Source organism: Streptomyces sp. NPDC049970 (assembly GCF_040660235.1).
In the GTDB taxonomy this organism is placed as follows: domain Bacteria; phylum Actinomycetota; class Actinomycetes; order Streptomycetales; family Streptomycetaceae; genus Streptomyces.
The window spans coordinates 153,115-178,056 of the sequence record NZ_JBFALP010000002.1; the positions used below are offsets into that span (position 1 = coordinate 153,115).

Genomic DNA, 24,942 nt, shown 5'->3' on the forward strand with positions numbered 1-24,942 from the left:
GGTTGGAGCCGGTGGCCGCGCGGGGGGCGGAGCCTCCGGGGATCGAGTTCGCCGACCGGTCGCGGATGGTCGAGGGGGTCAGGGCGTACGGGCTGATCGTCGCGATGTGGCTGCGATCGACGCTGGCGTACCGGGCCTCGTTCGTGATGACGACGGTCGGGAACTTCCTGATGACCGGGTTCGACTTCGTCGCGATCATGCTGATGTTCTCGCACGTGGACGCGCTGGGTGGCTTCACGCTGGCGGAGATCGCGCTGCTGTACGGGGTGGCGGCGACCGCGTTCGGGCTGTGCGACCTGCTGCTGGGGTCCGTGGACCGGCTGGGGCAGCGGGTGCGTGACGGGACGTTCGACACCCTGCTGGTGCGCCCGGTGCCGGTGCTGGCGCAGGTGGCGGCGGACCGGTTCGCGTTGCGCCGCCTGGGCCGGCTCACGCAGGCGCTGCTCGTGCTCGGGTACGCGCTGGTGACGTTGGACATCGCGTGGACGCCGCTGAAGGTGGTGATGCTGCCGGTGATGGTACTCAGCGGGGCGGCGATCTTCGGGGCGGTGTTCGTGGTGGGTGGGGCGTTCCAGTTCTTCACGCAGGACGCCTCGGAGGTGCAGAACGCGTTCACGTACGGAGGCACGACGCTGCTCCAGTACCCGCCGTCGGTGTTCGCGAGGGAACTGGTGCGCGGGGTGACGTTCGTGGTGCCGCTGGCGTTCGTGAGCTGGCTGCCCGCGCTGTACGTGCTGGGGCGGGACTATCCGCTGGACCTGCCCGAGTGGGTGGCCTTCCTGTCGCCGGTCGTGGCGGGCTGCTGCGGGGTGCTGGCGGGCCTGGCGTGGCGGGTGGGGCTGCGGTCGTACCGCAGTACGGGAAGTTGAGCGGTACGGGAAGCCGAGCGGTACGGAAGCCGAGCGGTACGGGAGGCCGGGGAGTGGGCGTGGACGGTATGGACTTCATCGAGCTCGACGGTGTCGAGAAGGTCTTCGACGTGCGGCGCAGGACTGGATTCCTGCGTCGTGAACGGCGCGAGGTGCGGGCGGTCGACGGGATCAGCTTCCGGGTGTCGCGCGGTGAGATGGTCGGCTACATCGGCCCGAACGGGGCGGGCAAGTCGACGACGATCAAGATGCTGACGGGCATTCTGGCGCCGAGCGGTGGCCGGCTGCGGGTCGCGGGGATCGATCCTTCCAAGGAGCGTACGAAGCTGGCGCACCGGATCGGTGTGGTGTTCGGGCAGCGCACGACCCTCTGGTGGGATCTGCCGCTGCGCGACTCGTACCGGCTGATGCACCGGATGTACCGGATCCCGGACCGCCGCTACCGGGAGAACCTGGAGCGCTGTGTCGAACTCCTCGACCTGGAGGCGCTGTTGGAGGTGCCGGTGCGTCAGTTGTCCCTGGGGCAGCGGATGCGCGGCGACATCGCGGCGGCCCTGCTGCACGATCCTGAGGTGCTGTACCTGGACGAGCCGACGATCGGGCTCGATGTGATCTCGAAGGCCAAGGTGCGTGGGTTCCTGCGGGACCTGAACGCGGAGCGTTCGACGACGGTGCTGCTGACGACGCACGATCTGACCGACATCGAGCAGCTCTGCGAGCGGGTGATGGTGATCGACCACGGGCGTCTGGTGTACGACGGTGCGCTCGCCGGCCTGCACGGGGTGGGGGAGAGCGAGCGGACGCTGGTGGTGGATCTGGAGCGCGAACTCCCGCCGATCGAGCTGGTGTCGGAGCCCTCGGTGCGGGTGGTGAAGGTCGAGGGTCCCCGGCAGTGGCTGGCGTTCCCGGCCGCCGCGTCGGCGGCCCCGCTGGTGGCGCGCATCGCGGCGGACTATCCGCTCGTGGACCTGTCGGTGCGCGAGCCGGACATCGAGTCCGTCATCGCGAAGATGTACGTCTCGGGTGCCGCTCTCCAGGACGTCCCTCCGATCGCTCTATAGGGTGCGCGGTATGACAAGTGAACGCCCTGACATGCGCGCCTCCGACGCCGAACGTGAGCGGATCGCGGAGACCCTGCGGGAGGCCGTGGCCGAGGGCCGGCTGGAGATGGACGAGTTCGAACAGCGGTTGGACGCGACCTTCAAGGCGCGTACGCACGCGGAGTTGGAGCCGCTCGTGCGCGACCTGCCGGTGCCGGGCGCGGCCTCCCGGCCCGTCGCGGGACCGGTGGCCGGGCGGAACGAGACGTCGGGGGGCTGGCCGGCTCGGATCGGCGGGAACGCCACCTCGTCGGGGGCGTTCGCCTTCTGGGGCGGGTTCAGCCGCAAGGGCCGCTGGACGGTGGGCCGGAGCTTCACCGCGTTCGCGATGTGGGGCGGCGGTGAGATCGACCTGCGTGAGGCCCGATTCGCGGAGCGCGACGTGGTGATCCGCTGCTTCGCCGTCATGGGCGGTATGCAGGTGACGGTGGAGCCGGACCTCGACGTCCAGGTCAGCGGCCTCGGCATCATGGGCGGCTTCGGTGAGCACTCCAAGGTCGAGGAGGAGGACCCGGCGCCGGGCTCCCCGCGGGTGCGGATCACCGGGTTCGCCCTGATGGGCGGGGTCGGTGTGGAGCGCAAGCGGAGCAAGGCGGCGAAGCGGCGACTACAGGAGCAGGAGCAGGAGCAGGAGCGGCTGCGCCTGTCGCGGCCGGACGCGGGGGAGACGCGCAAGGAGCTCGGCTGATCCGGGCGGCCCGTGCGGGGACGCGGCCCCCGGAGCCCGGCCGGGCCGTCCGGGACGCGTCCCTCAGAGGTGGGCCGAGTCCGGACGGTCCACGTCGGGACGGCCGGCGTCGGGACGCGGCCCGGAGCTCTGCCGGGTCCCGACGACCGCGTCGTCAGAACGCGTCGCTCTTCGGTGTTCCGTCCACCTCGTCGAGCGTGACGGCGTGCCCGAGGGTGCGGTAGCCGGTGTCGTTGAAGTGCAGGTGGTCGCCCGAGTCGTACTCCGGGAGGATCCTGTTCGGCGCGTAGGGGTCGCGGACGGCCCGGTCGAAGTCGACGACGGCGTCGAAGACGCGGCCGGAGCGGATCTCCTCGTTGACCGCCAGGCGCACGGCGTTGCGTTCGGGCGTCCAGGTGCCGTAGCCCTGGAAGGGGGTCAGCGTCGCTCCGACGACCCTCAGGCCCCGGTCGTGCGCCCGCTCGGCGAGGGCGCGCAGCCCGGCGGTGATGCGCCGGGGGTCGGCCTCCTGGGGGGCCTGCTGCACGTCGTTGATGCCGAGCGCGATGACCACGGTCTTCGCTCCGGCGACGGAGAGCACGTCGCGTTCGAAGCGGTGGGTCGCGCTCGGGCCGCCCAGGCTCTTCACGCCGCCCGCGGAGAGCGGGCTGTCGAGCAGGACGCGGTTGCCGGCGATGCCCTGGTTGGCCACGCCGAAGCGGTGCCGCAGCCGGTCGGAGAGGACGTCCGACCAGCGGGCGTCGGCGTCGGTGGTGGAGCCGCTGCCCGCGGTCAGTGAGTCGCCGATCACGACGATCGCCCCGGTCGAGGTGCTGTTGTGGACGTCCACGGCCGTCAGGTAGCGCCAGCGGGTGGTGCTCCAGGTGCCGTGGTCGTCGGCCAGGTAAGACGTCTGGTGGGTGTTGGGGTGCTGTGTGACGGCCCCGGCGGCGTGCGGGGTGCGCAGGGTCACGACGAGATCGGCGTCGGGGCTGACCGGCACGGCCACCGGGTCGCTGACGACCTGTCGGCCCGCGGCGACGGTGACGGTGGGCAGTCCGCGGAAGGTCACCCGGCGGGTGTTGACGGTGGCCTGGTCCACGACGAGCGGGACGGCACCGAAGAGGTTGGAGAGGGTGATGCGGGCCGCGTCCCCACCGATGCTGGTGTGCACGATGTTGCGAATGGTGCGGCCGGGGTAGCCGTGGGGTGAGTCCGGCTCGGCGCTGACGGGTGCTCCGGTCCAGGTGGCGGTCCAGGTGCCGGTGGAGTTGGCCGGTGCGGCCTGGTTGCGGACCGCCGCGTGGGTCTCGGGTCCGGTGCCGGGCACCGTCCGGTCCTCCGGTATCAGCGACGTACCGAACGCCACGGCGGCGGCGAGTGCGGCGGTGCCTGCCACGAGGGCGATGAGCAGGGCATACCCCTGGCGCCTGGGCATCTGCGGTGTTTCTCCTTGCGGTGTCCGACGCGGCGCACGACAGGGCGTACGGTCCGGCGTTCGGGATGGTGTTCGAGCTGTTCTCATGATGCGGCACTCCCCGGGGAACTCGACATGCGGCCCGGGAGTAGGTGGGGTAGGGACAATGCGTACGGCACGCAGTGGCATGTACGCGGACGGGTGGAGCGGATGGAACAGGACGCGGGGCAGGCAGCGGGACCCGGGCCGGAGCACGGATCCGGGCGGCCGGGGATCGCGGCGAAGGGCGTCGGTGCCGCGCCCGCCGAGGGGCCGGAGCCGGAGCTGGAGCCGGTGGCCGCTCCGGAGCCGGGGCCGCGTGGCCTGCCGTCCGGAGAGCCCGGAGGCCCCGATGAGCCCGCAGGGCCCGGCAGGCGCGGAGCGCCCGGGAGCCCCGGTGGGCGGCGGTCAGGGCCGCCGTTGGGCGGGTTCGCGTACACCGCCGCCGACGAGGAGAAGCAGCGCGGTGTGCGCCGTATGAAGACCACCGCCACGGGTCTGCTCCTGCTCGTCGCGCTCGTGTACGTCCTCGCCACGTGGGCGGAGAACTCGGGTGTGGGCGGCTGGCCGGGCTTCGTCGCAGCGGCTGCCGAGGCCGGCATGGTGGGTGCGCTGGCGGACTGGTTCGCCGTCACGGCGCTCTTCCGGCGCCCGCTCGGCCTGCCCATCCCGCACACCGCGATCATCCCCACCAAGAAGGACCAGTTGGGGACGTCACTCGGTTCCTTCGTGGGCGAGAATTTTCTCTCCGGAGACGTGGTTCGTGACCGAATTCACGCGCTGGGCGTAGGTGCGAGGCTCGGTTCGTGGCTCGCGGAGCCGGCCCACGCGGACCGGGTCACCGCCGAGCTCGCCACGGCGCTGCGGGGCGCGCTGACGGTCCTTCGGGACTCGGACGTGCAGGCGGTGGTCGGCGAGGCGATCACCCGGCGGGCGGACGCCGCCGAGGTCGGCCCGAGCATGGGCAAGATGCTGGAGAAGATCGTCACGGACGGGGGCCACCGCAAGGTCGTCGACCTCGTCTGCGTGCGGGCGCACGACTGGCTGGTGATGCACGGCGACTCCGTGATGGACGCGGTGCAGGGCGGGGCCCCGGGCTGGACCCCCCGGTTCGTCGACAAGCGGGTGGGGGAGCGGGTCTACAAGGAACTGCTGCGCTTCGTCACGGAGATGCGGGACATGCCGGGGCATCCGGCGCGCGGTTCGATCGACACGTTCCTGACCGACTTCGCCGCCGACCTCCAGACGGACACGGACACCAGGGCCCGGGTGGACCGGCTGAAGTCGGAGATCCTGGGGCGCGGTGAGGTCCAGGACGTCATCGCCTCCGCGTGGTCCTCCGTGCGCGCGATGATCCTGGCGGCGGCCGAGGACGAGCGCAGCGAGCTGCGGCTGCGGGCCAGGGCCTCGCTGATGGCCCTGGGCGCCAGGCTGTCCACGGACGAGCGGCTCCAGGCCAAGCTGGAGGGGTGGCTGGAGGACGCGGCGGCGTACGTCGTCACGACGTACCGCACCGAGATCACGTCGCTGATCAGTGACACGGTCGCGGGCTGGGACGCGGATCAGACGTCGAAGAAGATCGAGGCGCACATCGGCCGTGACCTGCAGTTCATCCGGATCAACGGCACCGTGGTCGGGGCGCTGGCCGGTCTGGTGATCTACACGGTGTCGCGGGCGCTGGGGGGCTGACCGGGGGCGCGCCCGTCCTGTCGTACGGACACGCCCCCGGGTGACGCGGGGAGTTGCTGTTCAGTACGCACCCCGCAGAGCCCGTGTTCAATCCCCTGGCACGGTTTTTCTTCGGCTTTTCTTCGGCTTTCTTCGGCGCCGCGTGGTTTTCAGGCGGTGCGCCGGGTGACCGCCCAGGACGCGGAGGCGACGCCGCCCGCCACGGTGAACACCGCGGGCCAGGCGCCGACCTTCTTGGCGAGGGGGTGCGATCCGGCGAACGCGGCGACGTAGGCGACGGTCAGGGCGGTGGCCGCGCGGGCCCCGGCGCGCCGGTTCCACTCGTACGCCGCCACCGAGCCGGCGGCGGCCAGGGCGACGCCGCCCAGCGGGCGTTTCCCGGTCCACCGGGCGATCGCGTATCCGCCGACGAGACCGCTCGCCGCCACTGCCGCTGCCGGGACCTTCGCCATTGCCGCCACCTTCGCTCTTCCGTGCGCCGGCCTCCGGCCGGCACGTGCCGAGGACCCGAGAGTAGTTCCCGGGTCCTCGGTGCCGTTCGGCCGGGCGGGCCGTTCGGCCGAACGGGCCGTGGCCGGCCCGGTCCGTCGCGTCAGTCGGTGCCGAACTCCATCGCCGCGCGGTCCAGCAGCTGGTCGTCCTCGGAGACCTCGCCGCGCGAGGCGATGGCCTCGGCGCCGCCCTCGGGCATGGCGCCGATCAGGCCGGTCGCCGCGGCCTGGGCCGCGCCGATCAGCGCGGGGTGCGAGGTGCCGACGAGGCCGAGGCTCGCGAACTGCTCCAGCCTGGCGCGGGAGTCGGCGATGTCGAGGTTGCGCATGGTGAGCTGGCCGATCCGGTCCACCGGGCCGAACGCCGAGTCCTCGGTGCGCTCCATCGAGAGCTTGTCCGGGTGGTAGCTGAAGGCCGGGCCGGTGGTGTCGAGGATCGAGTAGTCCTCGCCGCGCCGCAGCCGCAGGGTCACCTCGCCGGTGACGGCGGAGCCGACCCAGCGCTGGAGGGACTCACGGACCATGAGGGCCTGCGGGTCCAGCCAGCGGCCCTCGTACATCAGCCGGCCGAGGCGCCGTCCCTCGTTGTGGTAGTGCGCGAGGGTGTCCTCGTTGTGGATCGCGTTCACGAGGCGCTCGTACGCGGCGTGCAGCAGAGCGAGGCCCGGGGCCTCGTAGATGCCGCGGCTCTTCGCCTCGATGATGCGGTTCTCGATCTGGTCGGACATGCCCAGGCCGTGGCGTCCGCCGATGGCGTTGGCCTCCGTCACCAGGTCGACCGCGGTGGCGAACGGCTTGCCGTTGATCGTCACCGGGCGGCCCTGGTCGAAGCCGATGGTGACGTCCTCGGGGGCGATCTCGACCGAGGGGTCCCAGAAGCGGACGCCCATGATCGGGTCCACGGTCTCCACACCGGTGTCGAGGTGCTCCAGCGTCTTCGCCTCGTGGGTGGCGCCCCAGATGTTGGCGTCGGTGGAGTACGCCTTCTCGGTGCTGTCCCGGTAGGGCAGACCGTGGGAGGTCAGCCACTCGGACATCTCCTTGCGCCCGCCGAGCTCGGTGACGAAGTCGGCGTCGAGCCACGGCTTGTAGATGCGCAGGTGGGGGTTGGCGAGGAGGCCGTAGCGGTAGAACCGCTCGATGTCGTTGCCCTTGAACGTCGAGCCGTCGCCCCAGATCTGTACGTCGTCCTCGAGCATCGCCCGGACCAGCAGGGTCCCGGTCACGGCACGGCCCAGCGGCGTGGTGTTGAAGTACGCGCGGCCTCCGGAGCGGATGTGGAACGCGCCGCAGGCGAGTGCTGCCAGGCCCTCCTCCACCAGTGCGGCCCGGCAGTCGACCAGGCGCGCGATCTCCGCGCCGTAGGCCTTGGCACGGCCGGGCACCGACGCGATGTCGGGCTCGTCGTACTGACCGATGTCGGCGGTGTAGGTGCACGGGACGGCACCCTTGTCGCGCATCCAGGCGACCGCGACGGACGTGTCGAGGCCGCCCGAGAAGGCGATGCCGACGCGCTCGCCGGTGGGCAGGGAGGTGAGAACCTTAGACATGGGAAGAGTATGCACTCGATCGCATGTATATGCAAATAGCGCCGGTAGGGCCCATGGGGCCGGTCCCGCACGGTCGGCGGTTCAGGGGTGCACAAGCGTTTACCCTGAGGGTGAACGCTTGTGCACCCCTCTGCGTACGGAGATCCCATGACCGCACCCGCACCCGCCGCCGCCCCGGACCACCCCCGTTTCGCCGTCGGCGTCCTGGCCTTCTGCGGCGTAGTGGTCGCGATCATGCAGACGATCGTCGTCCCGCTGCTCCCCCACATACCTGAGCTCACCGGCGCCACCCCCGCCGCCGCGAGCTGGCTGGTCACCGTCACCCTCCTCACGGGTGCGGTCTTCACCCCCGTGCTCGGGCGGGTCGGCGACATGTACGGCAAGCGGCGCGTCCTCGTCGCCTCCCTGGGGGTCCTCGTCGTGGGGTCCGTCCTGTGCGCGATCAGCTCCCACATCGGCGTACTGATCGCCGGGCGGGCGCTCCAGGGGGCGGCCATCGCCGTCGTGCCGCTGGGCATCAGCATCCTGCGTGACGAACTGCCGCCCGAGCGGGTGCTGTCGGCGGTGGCCCTGATGAGCTCGACCCTGGGCATCGGCGCGGCCGTGGGGCTGCCCGTCGCGGCGGTCGTCATCGAGAACTTCGAGTGGCACACCATGTTCTGGGTCTCCGGCGCCATCGGTCTCCTCGACGTGGCCCTGGTGCTCCGCTTCGTGCCGGAGTCGCCGCTCCGCTCCCGCGGCCGGTTCGACGTGCTCGGCGCGCTCGGCCTGACCGCCGCCCTGGTCTGCCTGCTGCTCGCCGTCACCCAGGGCGGCGGATGGGGCTGGGCCTCGGCACGCACCCTCGGCCTGCTCTCCGCCGCGGTCGTGATCGCCCTGGTCTGGGGCGCTTACGAGCTCCGGGTGCGCTCGCCCATGGTCGACCTGCGGGTGTCGGCCCGCCCGGCCGTGCTCCTCACCAACATCGCCGCGCTGCTGATCGGCTTCGCGTTCTACGCCAACTCCCTGGTCACCGCCCAGATGGTGCAGGAGCCGAAGGCCACCGGTTACGGTCTCGGCGCCTCGCTCGTCGTCAGCGGCCTGTGCCTGCTGCCCGGTGGTGTGACGATGGTGGCGCTCTCGCCCGTGTCGGCCAGGATCTCCGCGAAGCACGGCCCGAGGACCAGTCTGGCACTGGCCGCCGGGATCATCGCGGTCGGCTACGTGGTGCGGTACTTCACCAGCCACAGCCTGTGGCTGATCATCGCGGGTGCCACGGTCGTCGCGGCCGGTACGGCGATCGCGTACTCGGCTCTCCCGGCGCTGGTGATGCGTGGTGTTCCCGTCAGCGAGACGGGTGCGGCCAACGGCCTGAACACCCTGATGCGTTCGGTGGGCCAGGCGTTCTGCAGTGCCACGGTCGCCGCCGTGCTCGCCAACATGACCTTCCTGGCCGCCGGGCGCGAGGCCCCGACCCTCGGTGCGTACCAGTTGGTCTTCCTGATCGCGGCGGGTGCGGCACTGCTGGCCCTCGGGGTGACCCTGTGCCTGCCGGGCGGCCGCGCGGACACCGGGGCGGGTACGGTCGGACGCAAACGCAGGAGCAGCGGCCGTACGCGGGCGGTGCCGATCCAGGAGGGCGCATGACCGCCGCCCGAGCCACCGCACCGCCGACCGCGCCGGAGACGGCAGAACCGGATTCGGCAGGACCGGATTCGGCCGCTCCCGAGTCGGCCGAACCGGGGACGACCGCTCCCGGGACGGCCGCACCCGGGTCGGCGGCCACGGGCAGGGACGCGATCCTGCTCGCCGCGCGCCGGGCGTTCACCCAGCGGCCGTACGCGGAGGTGACCATCCGGGGCATCGCGGCCGACGCGGGGGTGAGCGCGTCCCTCGTGGTGAAGCACTTCGGCCGCAAGGAGGAACTCTTCAACACGGTCGCCGACTTCGGCCCGGCCGCCGAGGAGCTCTTCGACGCCCCGCTCGACGGGCTCGGCCGCCACATGGTGCTGACGCTCGTCCGCCGCCGCAGGGAGCAGAAGGGGGACCCGCTCCTCAGGGTGGTCTTCTCCCTCGGCAACCACGACGAACGCTCCCTGCTCCGCGACCGTTTCCACGAGCAGGTCACGGCACGCCTGACGGCCCGGCTCCCCGGCCGGGAGCGGGCCCTGCGCGCCGAGCTCATCGCCGGTCACCTCATCGGTCTGGGCGCCACGCTGAGCCTCCACCGCGAGGGCGCTGGCTCGCGCGCGACGCCCGAGCACCTCGCGGACCTGTACGCACCCGCGCTGCAGAGCCTGGTGGCGGGCTGACCCACCGGTGGCCGGGTCACACCTGAGGGCTTCCGGCGACCGGCAGCCGGGTCACACCCGCAGGACGTCGATCCCCAGGCCGGTGAACTCCCCGACCACGTCCTCCGGTGCGTCCAGGTCCGTGACCAGGACCGACACCGCCGCCGTCTCGCACACCTGGGCGAAGGCCCGGCGGCCGAGCTTCGAGGAGTCGGCCACCACGATGACCCGGCCCGCGCACTCGGCGAGGGCACGGTTGGCGCCGGCCTCGGACTCGTCGTGCGTCGCCGCGCCGAAGCGCGGGTGCACCGCGTCCACGCCGAGGATCGTGTAGTCGAGCGCCAGGGTGCGCAGGACGGAGTCGACCAGCGGGCCGACGAGTTCGTACGAGTTCGGCCTGGCCACCCCGCCGGTGACGACGATCTTCACCTGGGGGCGGACCGCGAGCTCGTTGGCGATGTTGATCGCGTTGGTCACGACGGTCAGCGCCGTGCCGCCGCCCGCCGGTTCGGGCCGTACGGCCAGCTCCCTGGCCACCTCGGAGGTCGTCGTACCGCCGTTGATGCCCACGGTCGAGCCCGAGGGGATCAGCTCGGCGGCGGCCTTCGCGATGCGCTGCTTCTCGTCGGCGCGGCGGGCCGCCTTGTAGCGCAGCGGCAGGTCGTAGGCGACGCTGCTCACCACCGCGCCGCCCCGGGTGCGGGTCAGCAGGTTCTGCCGGGCCAGTTCGTCGAGGTCGCGGCGGACCGTGGCGGGGGAGCAGCCGAGCTGTTCGGCCGCTTCGAGTACGTCGAGATGGCCCTGGTCGCCGAGGATCTCCAGCAGCCGGGTCCATCGGGTGTGTGCCGCCACCGGGGCCTCCTTGCTCGGAGCGAACCCTATCGTCCGGGCCCGGCGAGTATCCGCAGCAGCCGGGCCACCTCGGCGGCCACGGCGTCGCGGGCCGGGCCGAGGTAGGCGCGGGGGTCCGCGGCGTCCGGGTGGGCGTCCAGATGGGTGCGGACGGCGCGTGTGAACAGCTTGTTCAGGTGCGTCGAGATGTTCACCTTGGTCATGCCAGCGGCGACCGCCTCGGCGAGCCCCGTGTCACCCACTCCGGAGGAGCCGTGCAGGACGAGCGGGACGTCCACCGCGTCGCGCAGCCGGGTGATGAGCGCGAAGTCGAGGGCGGCGTCGCGGGTCAGCATCGCGTGCGAACTGCCGACGGCCACCGCGAGGGCGTCGACGGCCGTGGCCGCGACGAACGCGCGCGCCTCGTCCGGATCGGTGCGCACACCGGGGGCGTGCGCACCGTCCTTGCCGCCCACCTCGCCGAGTTCGGCCTCCACCCAGACCCCGTGGTCGTGGCAGTACGCGGTGATCTCGCGGGTCGCGGCCACGTTGTCGTCGTACGGGAGCTTGGAGGCGTCGAACATGACGGAGGTGAAGCCGAGCCGGACGGCCTCCCGCACCAGCCCCGCCGACTCGGCGTGGTCGAGGTGCACGGCCACCGGCACGTCCGCCGCCCGCGCGACGGCGAGCGAGGCGAGCCCGATGGGTTCGAGCGCACCGTGGTAGCGGGCGGTGTTCTCGCTGACCTGGAGGATCACCGGCAGTCCGGCCGTGTCCGCCCCGCGCGCGATGGCCTGCGCGTGCTCGATCTGCACGACGTTGAAGGCCCCGACGCCGGTCGCGCCGGTACGGGCGCCGTGGGTGATGTCACCGGTGGATATGAGCGGCATGGGCTTCCTTCGCGGATGCGGGTTGCGTGAACGTCGGCGAGTGATGCTCGAAGTTGCTCATTTATAGCTTGTATCAAGCAGCTTTGAAAACAACTGTCGCCCCCGGCGAGAGCCGGAGGCGACAGTGGGCGTGGGCAGTGGCGGCGTGGGTGAGGGTGCGGAAGCGTGCCCGGTGTTACTCGCAGGCGACCCCGTCGCCGTCACGGTCGAGGTGCGACCCGTACCCCGGATCCCCGCGGTGGATGGGAGCGGCGCCCGCCGCGCGCACGGCCGTGCAGTTGGCGTAGTAGGCGCTGCCGCCCCCGCCGCCGGAACTCCCGCCGTCCGATCCGCCCGAGGACGACCCGCCGCCCGAGGAGGAACCGCCGCTCGATCCCGATGACCCGTACGGCTCGCATCCGACGCCGTCGTTGTCGCGGTCGAGGTGCGCGGCGTACCCGGGGTCGCCACGGCGGACGGGGGCTGCGCCGGCGGCCCGCACGGCGTCGCAGTTCGCGTAGTGGACCGACGGCTCGACGGGTTTCGCCTTCGCCTTCGGGGTCCGCGCTGCCGTCGGTGTCGGGCTGGGGGTCGGTTCGGGCGCCGAGACGGTGATGCGTACGACGGCGCTGCCTCCGGCCGGACCCCCGCTGTTCACGGAGACCTCGTACGTGAACTCGTCCTCGCCCGCGTATCCGTCCGCAGGGGTGTAGGTGAGCGAGCCGCCGTCGACCGTGACGGTGCCGTGCTGGGTCGGGCTCTGCGGGGTGAGGGTGAGTTCGACGACCTCGTAGGTGTCCGTGAGCGGGGCGTCGGTGCCGTCCTCCAGGCTCACGGAGTCGTTGGCCAGGACGTCGATCGCGATCTCCTGGCCCGCGTCCGCGCTCGCCTCGTCGTCCACGAGCGCGAGTTCCCTTTCGGCTTCCGGTTCCGGGGACGGCGTTACGGAGGCGGAGGCCGCGACGGGCTCCGCCTTGCCCGCGGCGCTCCCCTCGGCCCCACCGCACCCCGCCAGGGCCAGTGTCAGAGATGCGGCTCCGGCTGCCATGCCGAGCCGGCCACTCCTCTTTCGTGTGTCCATGTGTCCCCCAAGGTGGTTCGGTGCTGCTGAGGGGCGATGCTCGCAGCGGCGCTGCGGCCCGGATGCGGGATTCGGGGGAAGGAAACTGAATTGTGACGAAGGAGTGAAGAAATCATGAAGAAGAGGGGGAGTGGTCTGGTCGCAGACCCGCCCGTGCGGTTGGAACGGGCGGGTTCGATCCCGCCCGTACCGGTGCGTGACGGCCGACCGTGCGCCGAGCGGCAGAAGCCCGCGTGGCGAATCGGTGGTGCGTGAGGGTGCGTGAGGGCCTCGTCAGGGGCCGCGATCCGAGTACGGCCTCCGCTCCGCTCCGGAGCGGAGCCGGGCCGCCCTCCGGAACGGGACAGGCCTCACCGAGTCTCGTTCGGGCCGGTCAGGTGACGGCCTGGGTGCCGATGACGTCGAGCAGCCTGAGCCGCTCGGAGGCCTCGCTGCCCGGCGCCGCGGTGTAGGCGACGACCCGCAGGTCGCTCCCCGCTGCGACGAGTACGTCGCAGTCGAGGGTGATCGTGCCGATCTCGGGGTGGGTGACGGACTTGGCGCCCGACCGGTGGCTGCCCACGATGCCCGAGTCCCACAGGCCGGCGAAGGCGGTGCCCGTCTCCCGCAGGTCCTTGACCAGGGAGCGCAGCCCCGCGTCGGCGGGGTAGCGGGCGGTGGCCGCCCTGAGGTCGGCGACCATCGTCGCCTCGAAGTCGGCCCGCTGCTCCGGGGTTTGGCGGACCCGGCCGGGCAGCCCCGCGAAGTGCCGCCAGACCAGGTTGCGTTCGCGCCCGCGCAGCGCGGACGGGTCGCCGAACAGGGCGGCCCAAGCCGGGTTCCACTCGACGAGGTTCCAGGCGGCGTCGTGGACGCTCAACGGGGCGCCGTCCAACTGGTCGAGCAGTCTGCGGAGTCCGGGCGTGATGTGCGTCGAGATGTGGCCGGGCCCCGGTTCGGGCTGTCCCGCGAGGAGGTGGAGATAGGTGCGCTCCGCGTCCGAGAGGCGCAGGGCGCGGGCCAGGGAGGCCAGTACCTGCGGCGAGGGGGAGGTGGCCCGGCCCTGTTCGAGGCGGGTGATGTAGTCGACGGACAGGGCGGCGAGCTGTGCCAGTTCCTCGCGCCGTAGCCCAGCCGCGCGCCGCACCCCGCCCGCGGGCAGCCCGACCGTCTCGGGGGTGAGCCGGTCGCGCCAGCCGTGCAGAGCCCTGCCCAGGTCGTTCGAGCCCGGTGTGCGGGTGGATGCGTCATCGGAGGTGCTCACCCCTCCAGTATCCGGGCGTGGCCGCTGAACAGCCTGGTACCGGCAGTCCACCGGCTGAGGCGGGTACTGCCTGTGCCCGGCGGTTTCGAGGACGGTGAGGCACGACCCATTCGCCCGCCGGACACGGGAGCGCCCACATGACCACCACCCTCATCACCGGAGCCAACAAGGGCCTCGGCTTCGAGACCGCCCGCCGTCTCATCCAGGCGGGACACACCGTCTACGCCGGGGCGCGTGACACCCGGCGCGGGGAGGAGGCCGCCGCGAGGCTCGGAGCCCGCTTCGTGCGCATCGACATCACGGACGAGGACTCCGTCCGGGCCGCCGCCGAGTTCGTCCGCAAGGAGGCGGGCAGCCTGGACGTCCTGGTCAACAACGCCGGGATCAGCGGTGTCCGCAAGCCGGTGGGCGAGGTGACCGGGGAGGACATGCGGAGCACGTACGAGACCAACGTCTTCGGCGCCGTACGTGTGACCAGGGCGTTCCTGCCGTTGCTGGAGTCCGGGAAGGCCCCGGTCGTCGTCAACGTGGCCAGCGGTCTCGGGTCGATCGCGGCTACGAACGACCCGAGCCGGGTCGAGTTCACCGTGGCGGCCCTCGACTACAACTCGTCCAAGACCGCGCTGGTCATGGTGACTTCGCAGTACGCCAAGGCGTACCCGGGCATCAGGTTCAACGCCGTGGACCCCGGCTACACCGCCACCGACCTCAACGCCCACTCGGGCCCCAGGAGCGTGGAGGAGGGCGCGGACATCATCGTCCGTATGGCGCTCGTCGACGCCGACGGCCCGACCGGTGGCTTCTTCGACGAGGCCGGACCCGCGGCCTGGTGAACCGCGCGCGGCCCGTGCTCCCGGCACCGGGCCCGGTGATCCACATGCGGTCCGGTGGCCGGGGCGCGAGGATCGGGACTACGGGCGGTGGCCCGGTCGCGCCTCGGCCCTCTCGGGCCGGTCTCCCTTCCAGGCGCTCCGGTCCGCCTCCCGGCCCAGCCACCAGGGGGGTCTGGAGGTACAGGATGCCGCGGCCCCTGTGGACCGGAGCGATCAGCTTCGGCCTGGTCACCATCCCGATCAAGGTGGTGTCCGCCACCGAGGACCACTCGATCTCCTTCCACCAGTACCACCGGGAGGACATGGGGCGGATCCGTACGCGCAAGGTGTGCGAGATCGACGGCGAGGTCCTCACGCAGGAGCAGATCGGCAAGGGCTACGAGGTCGCCAAGGACCGGACCGTGCCCGTCACGGACGAGGAACTCGACCGGATGCCCCTGCCGACGGCGAAGGCCATCGAGATCGTGTCGTTCGTCGACGCCGACAGCATCGACCCCGTGCGTATCGGCGACAGCTACTACCTGGCGGTCGACGGCCAGGTCGCGGCGAAGCCGTACACCCTGCTGCGCAAGGCGCTGGAGCGGAGCGAGAAGGTCGCCGTGGCGAAGTTCGCCTGGCACAACCGTGAGCGGCTGGGGCTGCTGCGGGTACGGGACGACGCGATCGTGCTGCACTCCATGCGGTGGCCGGACGAGATCCGCAGCCCCGAGTCCCTGGCACCCAGGGAGACGGAGCTGGACGAGGACGAGATCGAACGGGCGGTCCAGCTCACCGACAGCATGGGCCTGGACGACATCTCGGGCTTCCGTGACCGCTACCGGGAGGCCCTGGAGGAGCTGATCGCGGCCAAGTCCGAGGGCAAGCCGCTGCCGGCGGCCCCGGGCGGCGAGGAGGAGGAGCCGGGCAAGGTCATGGACCTGATGGCCGCGCTGAACGCCTCGGTGAAGGCCGCCAAGGAGACCCGGGGCGAAGAGGCGACTGCCGGGGAGGCGCGGGGCGGGGACGCCACCGTGCACGAGATGACACCCGGCAGGACCCGCGCCCGGAAGAAGGCCGCCCCGGCCTCGAAGAAGACGGCGGCGGGAGCGGCGGCCAGGAAGACCGGGGCCGGGAAGACGGCCTCGGGTAAGGCGGCTACCGGGAAGGCCGCGACGGGGAAGGCGGCTACGGGGAAGGCTTCTGCGGGAAAGGCGGCGGCGGGCAGGACGGCGGCTAAGAAGCAGCCGGCCAGGAAGACGGCGGCGAGGAAACGCACGGCCTCCTGATCCGCGCTTCCCTCGGTGCACCATCTCCTGATCCGCGCGTTCCTCCGGCGCGCCACCTCTTGGCCCGCGTTTCCCTCGGCGGGCAGCCTCCTGATCCGCGCTTCCCTGGCGGCCCGCGGCCCGTCTCCCGGTCTGTCGTCTCGGCACAGGGCCTCTCGGCACAGGGCCTCCCGGCCCGCCCCGTCAGCCGGTGTCGTCAGGTGCCAGGTCCGGCCGCAGCCGGTGCCACGACGGCTGGCGCAGCCGCCCCGCCTTCGTGCGGGTCGCGTAGCGCACCTCGCCGACCAGGCGCGGCAGCACCCACCGCGCGCCCGCGACCGGCGGTGTCTCGTCGAAGGGGCACGTGTCGACTGCGGCGACGCGCAGGAGCTCGGCGAGCCTGGTCCGCTCGGCGTCGCTCCACCCCGTGCCGACGCTGCCCGCGTACCGAAGCCCGCCCGCGTGCCGCTCGCCCACCAGCAGCGCGCCCGGCAGGCCGCCCAGCCGGCCGCGTCCGGGCACCCAGCCGCCGACGATCACGTCGACCGTGCGGACATGCCGGATCTTGATCCAGCTGCGGGCGCGGACCCCGGGCTCGTACGCCGAGGTCAGACGCTTCGCGACGATGCCTTCGAGCCCGGCCTCCCGTGTCATGGCCAGGGCGTTCTCCCCGTGCCCGACCGCCACCGAGGGCGTCGACCAGTGCGGACCTTCGAGCGCCAGGCGCTCCAGCGCGCCCCGCCGCTCGGCGTAGGGCCGCGCCAGGAGACTCGTGCCGTCCAGGAACACGACGTCGAACAGCACCAGCTGGGCGGGCACCCGCTCGGCCATGCGGGCGGCCTTCAGCGGCGACCCGGCGAGTCCCATCCGTGACTGCAGGCGCTCGAAGTCGCTGCGCCCCTGGTCGTCGAGTGCGACGATCTCGCCGTCCAGCACCGCCGGTACGCCGCCGAGGGCCGCCCCGAGCGGAGCCAGTTCCGGATACGCCGCGGTGATGTCTGCGCCGGACCTGGCCAGCAGCCGCAGCGAGCCGTTCCCCTGGACGTACGCCATGGCGCGCTGGCCGTCCTGCTTCACCTCGTACGCCCACTGCTCGTCCGTGGCCGCGGGCGGCAGGTGGCCGGGCGTCGCGAGCATCGGGGCGATACGGGGCAGAGTGGTCATGTCGGAACCCTCTCAGCAGACCCGCGGGAAGAGGCCGGTACGAAGAATCCTCGGAGGCGTGTCGATACGCGCGTGTCCCGTACGTCGTCATGGTGTACGCGGGAAACGCGTGCCGAACGACGGAAACGGACAGGAGCCGGACCATGAAGTACATGCTGTTGATCCACAGCGGTGCGACCGACGAGAACGGTGGAGCGGCCGAGTGCACGGTCGAGGACTGGATGATCTACGACAAGGAGGTCAGGGACGCCGGGATCCTGGTCTCCGGGGAGTCGCTCGCCGACCTCGTCACCGCGACGACGGTGCGGGTCGGTTGCGCCGGGGACCGGACCGTCACGGACGGGCCGTTCGCCGAGACCCGTGAGGTCCTGGGCGGATTCCTCGTCATCGACGTACCGGACCTCGACGTCGCCCTCGACTGGGCGGCCCGATGCCCGGGGGCGCGCGGAAGTGGCGCGGTCGTGGTGCGCCCGGTCGCCGACTTCGGGGCCTGACGGCTGTGGGCGAGGGAAGCGGCGGTACCGGTGGGCAGGGGCCCGAGTCTTCCGCCCTGGCGTCCGTCGCCTCGGTCTTCCGTGAGGAGCACGGCCGGCTGCTGGCCTCCCTCGTCCGCCGTTACGGCGACCTGGACCTGGCTGAGGAGGTCACCTCCGAGGCCGTCGAGGCGGCCCTGGTGCACTGGCCGGTCGACGGCGTACCGGCCAGGCCGGGCGCCTGGCTGCTGACGACGGCCCGGCGCAAGGCCGTCGACCGGCTGCGCCGCGACCGTGCGTACGCCGCCCGGCTGGCCGTCCTCCAGGTCGAGGCGGAACGGGCCGTCCCCGCCGCACCCGCCGACGCGGACGGCGGGCTCCCCGACGAGCGGCTTCAGCTCTTCTTCACCTGCGCCCACCCGGCGCTCGGGGCCGAGGACCGCAGCGCCCTCACCCTGCGCTGCCTCGCCGGCCTGACGACCCCCGAGGTCGCGCGGGCCTTCCTCGTGCCGACCGCGACGATGGCGCAGCGGATCGTGCGGGCGAAGAGGAAGATCCGCGAGGCACGCATTCCCTTCCGCGTCCCGGGCGCCGATGAACTGCCCGACCGCCTGCCCGGGGTCCTCCAGGTCCTCTACTCGATCTTCACCGAGGGATATGCCGCGAGTTCGGGCCCGCAGTTGCAGAGGTCCGGACCGGCGGAGGAGGCCGTCCGGCTGGCCCGGATCCTGCGGGCCCTACTGCCCACCGAGCGGGAGACGGCCGGACTGCTCGCGCTGATGCTGCTCGTCCACGCCCGGCGCGACGCGAGGACCGGGCCCGACGGCGGGATCGTGCTGCTCGACGACCAGGACCGGGACCGCTGGGACCGCACGATGATCGAAGAGGGCACCCGACTGGTGGTCACCGCACTGGAGGGCGGTCCGCCCGGCCCGTACGGGGTGCAGGCCGCGATCGCCGCCCTGCACGACGAGGCCGACTCGGTCGCCACCACCGACTGGCCGCAGATCGTGGCGCTCTACGACGTGTTGCGGGCACTCGCGCCGTCCCCCGTCGTCGCGCTCAACCGGGCGGTTGCCGTCGCGATGAGGGACGGGCCGGAGACCGGCCTCGCTCTCCTCGACGGGCTGGCCGACGAGCCCCGGTTGCGCGCCTACCACCCGTACGCGATCGCCCGCGCCGATCTGCTGGCCCGCCTCGGCCGCCGGGCGGAGTCCGAGGCGGCATACCGCAAGGCGCTGGGCCTGGCAGGCAGTGATCCCGAACGCGCTTACTTGCTGGCGAAGTTGAGGGAGTCGGAGTCCCAGGCGGGTCCGGCATCCGGGCCCTGAGCCCCGCGAGGGGTGGATCCCGATCCAGGCTCTCCGCCCCGCGGGTGCTCACACCCTGGTCGTGTCCTTCGGTGCGCGCCCGCCCCGGCCCCGGTGAGCGGGGACCAGGCCCCCGCTCCCGGTGCACCGTGCCGTGTCAGCCCCGGGCCGCGGGGGCCGTCGGGGCCGTGAACGTGACGTCGGCGGCTCGTGCCGTGACATCGGCGTCCCTGCTGAGCGGCCATGCGGCGACCCGCGAGACGACGGCCGCCGGGACCGCCTCACTGATGCCTGGCTCCGCCGGGATGTCGTACGTCGCGTGGGCGTCGTACGGCAGGACGACCCGGTGGTCCAGCGCCACGGCCGTGCGTGCCGTCGCCTGTACGCACATCTCCGACATCAGGCCGCAGACGGCCACCGAGGCCACCCCCGACGCGGTCAACAGGCCGCCCAGGGGGGTCTCCTGGAACGCGTCGTCGTGCGTCTTGCGGATCACCACTTCCGTGGGTCCCGCCTCCACGTGGTGGTGGAGCTCCCAGCCGGGCGTGCCGGGCTCGTCGTCCCCGCCGGTGGCCCCGTCGTTCTGGATGTGCACGACGAGCGCCCCGGCGGCCCGCGCCCGTGTGATCAGATCGGCCGTCCGGTCCACCAGGCGCGCCGCCTCGGGCAGTGCTCCGTCACCACGGACGAAGGCCCGTTGTACGTCGACAACCAGCAGTGCCTGCACCGGACTTGTGTGAGTGGTCATGCGCTCATGATGACGCGGCCGGCGTCCTGGGCGCCGGTGGGTGCGGTCCGTCGGCCGACAGGAGTGGTGCCCCGCCGGCCGACGGACGCGGGTCGGTGTCCGGTTCAGGCCGTCGTGCAGGTGTTGCCGCTCAGCTCGAACGCCGTCGGGGCGGTGTTCCTGCTGCCCGTGGTGCCGGTGAAGCCCACTGTCACGGAGCCGTTCGCGGGGATCGCCGCCGTGTAGCCGGCCGGGGCGACGCTGACCGAGGAGCCGGTCTGGGTGGGGGTTCCGCCCCACATGTTGCCGACCGTCTGGCCGTCGGCGAAGGCGAAGGCGAGGTTCCAGCCGCTGATGGCGGCGGCACCGGTGTTGCGGATGGTGATCTCGCCCTGGAACCCGTCGGGCCACTGGCCGACGACCCGGTAGCCGACGGCGCAGCCCACGCCCGGGGTGGGGCCGCTCGCGTCGGTGGTCAGGCTCGCCGTGGCGGAGCGTGCCGAGCGGTTTCCGGCCGCGTCCCGCGCCTGGACGGCGAAGGTGTACACCGTGCTCGCGATGAGGCCGGTGACGGTGACGCCGGTGGTGGTGGTGGAGGCGACCGGGGTCTCGGTCCCGCCGCTCACGCGGACGACGTCGTACCCGGTGACCGCGACGTTGTCCGAGGCCGCCGGCCAGGTCAGGGTGGCGGAGGTGGCCGTCACCGCGGAGGCCACCGGGGTGCCGGGTGCGGTCGGGGCCTGGGTGTCGTCCTCGCCGCCGCCGTCACCGAAGACGGTCGCCTCCTTCGCGGTCCGGGCGATGCCGTCGGCGCCGTGGAAGATGCGCTCGCCCCAGGAGCTGAGACGGCCGGGGTCGAAGTCGATGACCAGGTCGAGGACCGGGTCGGTGTTGCCGCTCCAGGACCAGGCCAGGTATCCGAGGTCCAGCTGCTCGGCGGCGGCCATCATGGTGTCCTCGTCCGGGTCCCCGTACTGGTCGGCGGGGCCTCCGAACTCGCCTATGACGATGGGGAGTCCGGCGTCCACGAAGGCGTTCAGGTAGTCGGTGACCGACTGGGCCGTGCTGTAGACGCTGTACATGTGGATCGAGAAGACCAGGTTGCCCGTGGTGTCGGCGTCGTACACGGTCCGGGCGTTGGCGCGCATGACGCCCTGCCAGTCCTGGCCCCAGTTGGGGGCGTCGACCATGATCGTGTGCTGGAGTCCCGCGCCGCGCAGCTTCTTCACGGCCGCGGTGGTGGGGGCGGTCCAGCCGGCGGGGTCGGTGTTGCCCCAGGGCTCGTTGCCGATGTTGACGATGACGTAGTCCTCTTCACCGGCGAGTACGTCCTTGAGGCTGATCCAGTAGTCGGCCGCGTGGTCGAGCGTGCCCGCCGCGGAGTCCTCGCCGTAACCGGTGGTGTCGTGCACTTCGAGTACGCAGATCAGCCGGTTGGCCTTGCACTGGCCGATGATGCCCGCGACCTCCGCCGGGCCGTTCCTCGTCCAGCGGTGACCGTCGGAGAGCACGACGCGGACGGTGTTGGCGCCGAAGGCCTTGATGTCGGCCAGCGACTGCGTCTCGCCCGGGTACCAGGTGTGGGCGTGGTTCACGCCGCGCATGACGAAGTCGTTGCCGTTGCCCTCCAGCAGGCGGCCGTCGCTGATGTGCAGGCCGGTGGCGGCTGCCTCGGCCCGCCCGGCCAGTGGCTGGGCCTGTGCGGCGGCCGGGCCGAGCGCGGCCAGGAGGACGACGCCGAGAAGGGCTGCCAGGCCTTTCAGTACGCCCGACGGGCTCGTTCGTTTCCGTGCCGTACCTGTTGCTGATCTCACTGCGACTCCAGAAGGTGGGTGCCGGGTGACGCGCACATCGAATGGACGTGGGAGCGCTCCCATGAAGCCACCTAGTCAGGGGCACGTCAATACGTCGCGCACAGTCCGGGCCCGGGGGACCGCGCGCGCTCCGTCCCGTCCGTGCGGGGCGGAGCACGCGCGGTCCCATGTGCGGGCGCGGCGGCCGGCTGTCGCCGCGTCAGGCCTTCTTGGTGCAGATGGCGTCGTACGGGCGGCCGGGGCTCGGGAAGAGTTCGATCGGGTTGTCCGCCTCGGCCGGGCACGTGTCGGCGGTCTTGGTCAGGGCCAGCACCTTGTTCCCGCCGCTCGCGCAGGCGACCTCCTTCGCCTGGTCGTCGACGCAGTCGCCCACCACCAGCTGCCCGCCGCCCGCGCCGGCGTCACCCGGGTGGTCACCGGAGAGGTTGCGACCGCAGACGGTCTTGCTGGGGAGGCCGGTGGTGGAGGCGTCCCCACCGAAGGAGACCTTGACGGAGATGATCTCGTCGGTCCCGGCCGGGCACTCGACGGCCCCGGCGAATATCTCGCCGTCCTTGACCGCGAGCGCCTTCAGGGTCGCCCCGGCGTCGTCGCAGTCGAGTGCCTTGAACGAGTCCTTGGTCTTGCTCTTGTCGGGTCCGGCGCAGTCGCCGACCTTCCACTCCTTGGCCTTCTGGCTGCCGCTCTCCGTCGTCTGACCGCAGGCGGTGGCGGCTCCGAGCACGAGTGCCAGCGCCAGAACGGCCTTCGCCGAGTCGAGCACGACCCTGCGGGCACCAAGCCCGGACGACGAACGGGCTTCGCTCCCGGGGCGGTTGTTCCGGGGGCTCGTGGTGCCGTAGGCGGTCATGCTGCTCCTTGGATGCGAATGGCTTGTTCCACGCGGCACCCTCATGACCGCGCGTCCGTTCGCGCGTGAGGACGGCGGGGAGGTGAGCCCTGGTTCCCCGCCGTCGTGTGAGCTTCGCCGGGATCGGAGCGGCTGCCCGAGCGCCCTGATCCCTTCCGGTGCGTCAGGCGGCGGACCGCTCGACGGGAATCCACAGCTCCGCGTCGGCCCGCTCCCCGTCCGGCGTCAGCCGCACGCCGAGGATCTCGGGCCCCGGCCGGCTCGCGTACGGGTTGGACGGGAACCACTGGGTGAACACGTCCCGCCACAGGTACTGAAGGGCCTGCGGGAAGGGGCCGGAGCTCTCGAAGACGGCCCACAGGCCCGCCGGCACGGCGAGTGCGTCCAGGTCCTCCGGGGCCTCGGAGTCCGTCACCACCCCGTGGTAGTAGTCGAGTTCGGTCCCCTCCGCCCGGCTCGGATCGAGCTGGTCGCTCACCCCGACGATCCCCGTCGGCTCCTGGTCGGCCAGTGCGGCGATCCGCCCCAGCGTGTCCTGGTCGATGCTCCTGATGAAGTCGGCGATCGCGGGGTTCATCCCCTCGTGGACGAGCGGTACGCGGGCCTTCCTGCCCACCACTCGGAAATCCGGCTTGTCCACGATCCTGTATCGCATGCTGCTGCTCCCTTCGACGACGAGGCGGAAGGACATCCGCTGCTGGGAGTGCAGAGCCGCACCGGTACGCCTGGCCTCGCCCGGTCCCACGCCGTGCACGGTGCGGAAGGCGCGCGCGAAGGCCTCGCCCGATCCGTAGCCGTAGCGCGTGGCGATGTCGAGCAGTGTCCGCTCGCCGGCGAGGACCTCGGCGCCCGCCACGGTCAGCCGTCTGCGCCGGATGTACTCCGACAGCGGGAGGCCCGCGAGCGCGGAGAACATCCGCCGGAAGTGGTACTCCGAGGTCATCGCGATGCGCGCGAGCCCCGCCACGTCGATCGGCCGGTCGAGGTCGGACTCGATGTGCTCCATGGCCTGATTCAGCCGGTCCAGCATCCCGGACTCCTTCCCTTTCGCCTCTCACGCTAGGGACGCGCGGCCCAGTCGGACCCGACATCCTGTGCCCGATGCGATCGGGTGCGCTCAGGCGCCTGCGGTCAGGGTGACTTGAGCAGGTCGCGCAGCCCGGCGACGAGCGTGCGGACATCCTCTTCGCTCGGTCGGGCCACGGGCGCCTCGGGTGCGGTGTCCGGTCCGGGCCGGCGGCAGGGGCGGCAGAGGCCGTCGGGGAGGGCCTCGGCGCGCCCAGGCGCCCCGCACCTGGCGCACTCCAGCATCACGCGGTGCACGAGCGCGCCGGGTGCGGGCGGGGCCGGGGCCCTGTCGACGCACGGGGGGATCTTGTCGGCGAGGCGGCGGCGGACGAGGCCGACGGGCGAGCCGACCTTCGCGGGGAGTCCGGCGGTGAGGGCGTGGGTGAGGTGGTCGGTGTCCACACCGCGCGCGAGCCACTCGGCGGCCCGCTCCTCCAGCACCGCGCAGTCGGCTGCGGACAGGGCCAGCCGGGAGTCGACGTGCCCGAGCCGCGCCAGCGCGAGGTAGGCGGGGGAGGGGCCGACCTCAGGTGCCGGTTCCGGCGCCGGGGCCGAGGCGGGTGCCGGGGTCCGCTGCCGAGGGACGCCGGTCGCGGGAGGCGCGGTCGGCGGTGCGGGATCGGTCCGGGCGGCGGGCCCTGCGGGAGCCGCCCCGGCCGTCGCGCCGACGGGTGCGCCGGGAGCCGTCGGTGCGGCCGACGCGGCGGGTACGGCGAGTGCGTCGGGTGCTGCGGCCGGGGGCGTCGCCTGGGCGGTCGCTGCGGGTCCGGCCTGCGTCACCGCGGGCACCTCGGCGGTCCTGGCCGCCCACCACTCGTTGTCGCGGGCGGTACGCGACCAGAACGTCCTGGACACCCAGCGGACCTGGCCGAGCTCGCCGACCAGGCACCGCACACGGCGCAGGTACCCGGCGGTGGCCAGTGCCTTCAGGGCTGAGCCGACGGCCTGCTGGCCGTACAGCGGCAGCTGTTTGGCGAGGCTCTTGACGTCCATCGAGGCCCCGTCGGGCAGCCGGTCGATGAACCCGGCGACGTACCGCTCGCGAGCGGGTAGCAGGGCGAAGTCGTCGACACGACAGGGGAGTTGTCCGGGCATCGAGCGCTTGCCGTAGCCGGGCTTGGCCATCGGGTACGGGCGCGGGGATGCAGGGGCGTGCGGGGCGGAGCTAATGTGCTGGGTAGCCACGGGATCGGGTCCTTCGTCGATCTTGCGGTGAGACCCCGGCCTGGTGCTTCCAACACCGGTTCGGGGTCGTTTGGTTCTCGCACCGTAAGCAGCTGCCACGCTGCGCCGCAAGTCGGTCACCATTAGTCATACTTGCTGGCCGTGACGGGTCAGGGAGG

The 24,942-nt window shown here is 72.3% G+C and carries 23 protein-coding genes; 10 read left to right on the forward strand and 13 right to left on the reverse strand.

Translation table 11 applies throughout. The annotated features are described in order from the left end of the window. The first annotated feature begins 2 nt into the window (after positions 1 to 2). The 3 genes from AB0I83_RS04055 (at position 3) to AB0I83_RS04065 (ending at position 2,657) form a co-directional block, all read left to right on the forward strand. Entirely contained in the window at positions 3 to 869 is an 867-nt protein-coding gene (locus AB0I83_RS04055; protein WP_363303792.1) for an ABC transporter permease, read from the forward strand. 68 nt (positions 870 to 937) lie between these two features. Beyond that, positions 938 to 1,930 (forward strand): ATP-binding cassette domain-containing protein, encoded by a 993-nt coding sequence (locus tag AB0I83_RS04060; RefSeq protein ID WP_363303793.1) that lies wholly within the window; start codon positions 938 to 940, stop codon positions 1,928 to 1,930. Between the two features lie 10 nt (positions 1,931 to 1,940). Next, positions 1,941 to 2,657: a DUF1707 domain-containing protein gene (locus AB0I83_RS04065; protein ID WP_363303511.1), complete on the forward strand. Its 717-nt coding sequence runs from the start codon at positions 1,941 to 1,943 to the stop codon at positions 2,655 to 2,657. A gap of 154 nt (positions 2,658 to 2,811) precedes the next feature. Here AB0I83_RS04065 and AB0I83_RS04070 read toward each other — a convergent pair whose 3' ends face one another. After that, positions 2,812 to 4,074 (reverse strand): SGNH/GDSL hydrolase family protein, encoded by a 1,263-nt coding sequence (locus tag AB0I83_RS04070; RefSeq protein ID WP_363303512.1) that lies wholly within the window; start codon positions 4,072 to 4,074, stop codon positions 2,812 to 2,814. Between the two features lie 189 nt (positions 4,075 to 4,263). On the opposite strand from AB0I83_RS04070, the gene AB0I83_RS04075 reads away from it, so the two are divergent. After that, positions 4,264 to 5,781, forward strand: coding sequence for a DUF445 family protein (locus AB0I83_RS04075; RefSeq protein ID WP_363303513.1), 1,518 nt, complete (start codon positions 4,264 to 4,266; stop codon positions 5,779 to 5,781). Positions 5,782 to 5,930: 149 nt separating this feature from the next. Here AB0I83_RS04075 and AB0I83_RS04080 read toward each other — a convergent pair whose 3' ends face one another. Beyond that, complete coding sequence (locus AB0I83_RS04080) at positions 5,931 to 6,233, reverse strand: hypothetical protein (protein ID WP_356535676.1); 303 nt, start codon at positions 6,231 to 6,233, stop codon at positions 5,931 to 5,933. 140 nt (positions 6,234 to 6,373) lie between these two features. After that, positions 6,374 to 7,822 (reverse strand): argininosuccinate synthase, encoded by a 1,449-nt coding sequence (argG, locus tag AB0I83_RS04085; RefSeq protein WP_356535675.1) that lies wholly within the window; start codon positions 7,820 to 7,822, stop codon positions 6,374 to 6,376. A 147-nt stretch (positions 7,823 to 7,969) separates the two neighbouring features. Here argG and AB0I83_RS04090 point away from each other — a divergent pair, with 147 nt between their 5' ends. Next, positions 7,970 to 9,448 (forward strand): MFS transporter, encoded by a 1,479-nt coding sequence (locus AB0I83_RS04090; protein WP_356841028.1) that lies wholly within the window; start codon positions 7,970 to 7,972, stop codon positions 9,446 to 9,448. Further along, the gene (locus AB0I83_RS04095; RefSeq protein ID WP_363303514.1) at positions 9,445 to 10,113 is read left to right on the forward strand and encodes a TetR family transcriptional regulator; all 669 of its coding nucleotides are present in this window, start codon (positions 9,445 to 9,447) and stop codon (positions 10,111 to 10,113) included. The genes AB0I83_RS04090 and AB0I83_RS04095 overlap by 4 nt, the downstream gene beginning before the upstream one ends. Before the next feature lie 51 nt (positions 10,114 to 10,164). Here the strand turns inward: AB0I83_RS04095 and AB0I83_RS04100 are convergent, their stop codons facing one another. From AB0I83_RS04100 to AB0I83_RS04115, 4 genes are all read right to left on the reverse strand, one after another. Beyond that, on the reverse strand, positions 10,165 to 10,944 hold the full coding sequence (locus AB0I83_RS04100) for a DeoR/GlpR family DNA-binding transcription regulator (RefSeq protein ID WP_356535672.1): 780 nt from the start codon (positions 10,942 to 10,944) through the stop codon (positions 10,165 to 10,167). A 26-nt stretch (positions 10,945 to 10,970) separates the two neighbouring features. After that, positions 10,971 to 11,813, reverse strand: a complete 843-nt coding sequence (locus tag AB0I83_RS04105; RefSeq protein WP_363303515.1) for a class II fructose-bisphosphate aldolase — start codon at positions 11,811 to 11,813, stop codon at positions 10,971 to 10,973. Positions 11,814 to 11,988: 175 nt separating this feature from the next. After that, on the reverse strand, positions 11,989 to 12,840 hold the full coding sequence (locus AB0I83_RS04110; RefSeq protein WP_363303516.1) for an excalibur calcium-binding domain-containing protein: 852 nt from the start codon (positions 12,838 to 12,840) through the stop codon (positions 11,989 to 11,991). Positions 12,841 to 13,246: 406 nt separating this feature from the next. Continuing rightward, positions 13,247 to 14,116 (reverse strand): helix-turn-helix transcriptional regulator, encoded by an 870-nt coding sequence (locus AB0I83_RS04115; RefSeq protein ID WP_363303517.1) that lies wholly within the window; start codon positions 14,114 to 14,116, stop codon positions 13,247 to 13,249. Between the two features lie 137 nt (positions 14,117 to 14,253). Here AB0I83_RS04115 and AB0I83_RS04120 point away from each other — a divergent pair, with 137 nt between their 5' ends. Then, positions 14,254 to 14,949 carry an SDR family NAD(P)-dependent oxidoreductase gene (locus tag AB0I83_RS04120; protein WP_363303518.1) on the forward strand — a complete coding sequence of 232 codons (696 nt, stop codon included), beginning with the start codon at positions 14,254 to 14,256 and terminating at the stop codon, positions 14,947 to 14,949. Positions 14,950 to 15,134: 185 nt separating this feature from the next. Next, positions 15,135 to 16,214: a Ku protein gene (locus AB0I83_RS04125; RefSeq protein ID WP_363303519.1), complete on the forward strand. Its 1,080-nt coding sequence runs from the start codon at positions 15,135 to 15,137 to the stop codon at positions 16,212 to 16,214. 183 nt (positions 16,215 to 16,397) lie between these two features. Here AB0I83_RS04125 and ligD read toward each other — a convergent pair whose 3' ends face one another. After that, positions 16,398 to 17,357, reverse strand: a complete 960-nt coding sequence (ligD, locus tag AB0I83_RS04130) for a non-homologous end-joining DNA ligase (protein WP_363303520.1) — start codon at positions 17,355 to 17,357, stop codon at positions 16,398 to 16,400. A gap of 143 nt (positions 17,358 to 17,500) precedes the next feature. Here ligD and AB0I83_RS04135 point away from each other — a divergent pair, with 143 nt between their 5' ends. Continuing rightward, positions 17,501 to 17,851 carry a YciI family protein gene (locus AB0I83_RS04135; RefSeq protein WP_363303521.1) on the forward strand — a complete coding sequence of 117 codons (351 nt, stop codon included), beginning with the start codon at positions 17,501 to 17,503 and terminating at the stop codon, positions 17,849 to 17,851. A 5-nt stretch (positions 17,852 to 17,856) separates the two neighbouring features. Beyond that, a complete protein-coding gene (locus AB0I83_RS04140; RefSeq protein ID WP_363303522.1) occupies positions 17,857 to 19,161 on the forward strand; it encodes a DUF6596 domain-containing protein in 1,305 nt (434 codons plus the stop codon). Between the two features lie 136 nt (positions 19,162 to 19,297). Here the strand turns inward: AB0I83_RS04140 and AB0I83_RS04145 are convergent, their stop codons facing one another. The 5 genes from AB0I83_RS04145 to AB0I83_RS04165 all read right to left on the reverse strand — a co-directional run bounded on the left by AB0I83_RS04145 (position 19,298) and on the right by AB0I83_RS04165 (position 24,784). Beyond that, positions 19,298 to 19,888, reverse strand: a complete 591-nt coding sequence (locus tag AB0I83_RS04145) for an isochorismatase family protein (protein WP_363303523.1) — start codon at positions 19,886 to 19,888, stop codon at positions 19,298 to 19,300. 104 nt (positions 19,889 to 19,992) lie between these two features. Then, positions 19,993 to 21,681, reverse strand: a complete 1,689-nt coding sequence (locus AB0I83_RS04150; RefSeq protein ID WP_363303524.1) for a cellulase family glycosylhydrolase — start codon at positions 21,679 to 21,681, stop codon at positions 19,993 to 19,995. Positions 21,682 to 21,880: 199 nt separating this feature from the next. Continuing rightward, positions 21,881 to 22,531, reverse strand: coding sequence for a hypothetical protein (locus tag AB0I83_RS04155; protein WP_363303525.1), 651 nt, complete (start codon positions 22,529 to 22,531; stop codon positions 21,881 to 21,883). Positions 22,532 to 22,694: 163 nt separating this feature from the next. Beyond that, positions 22,695 to 23,561, reverse strand: a complete 867-nt coding sequence (locus AB0I83_RS04160; RefSeq protein ID WP_363303526.1) for an AraC family transcriptional regulator — start codon at positions 23,559 to 23,561, stop codon at positions 22,695 to 22,697. A gap of 101 nt (positions 23,562 to 23,662) precedes the next feature. Next, positions 23,663 to 24,784, reverse strand: coding sequence for a MarR family transcriptional regulator (locus AB0I83_RS04165; protein WP_363303527.1), 1,122 nt, complete (start codon positions 24,782 to 24,784; stop codon positions 23,663 to 23,665). Positions 24,785 to 24,942 lie beyond the last annotated feature (158 nt).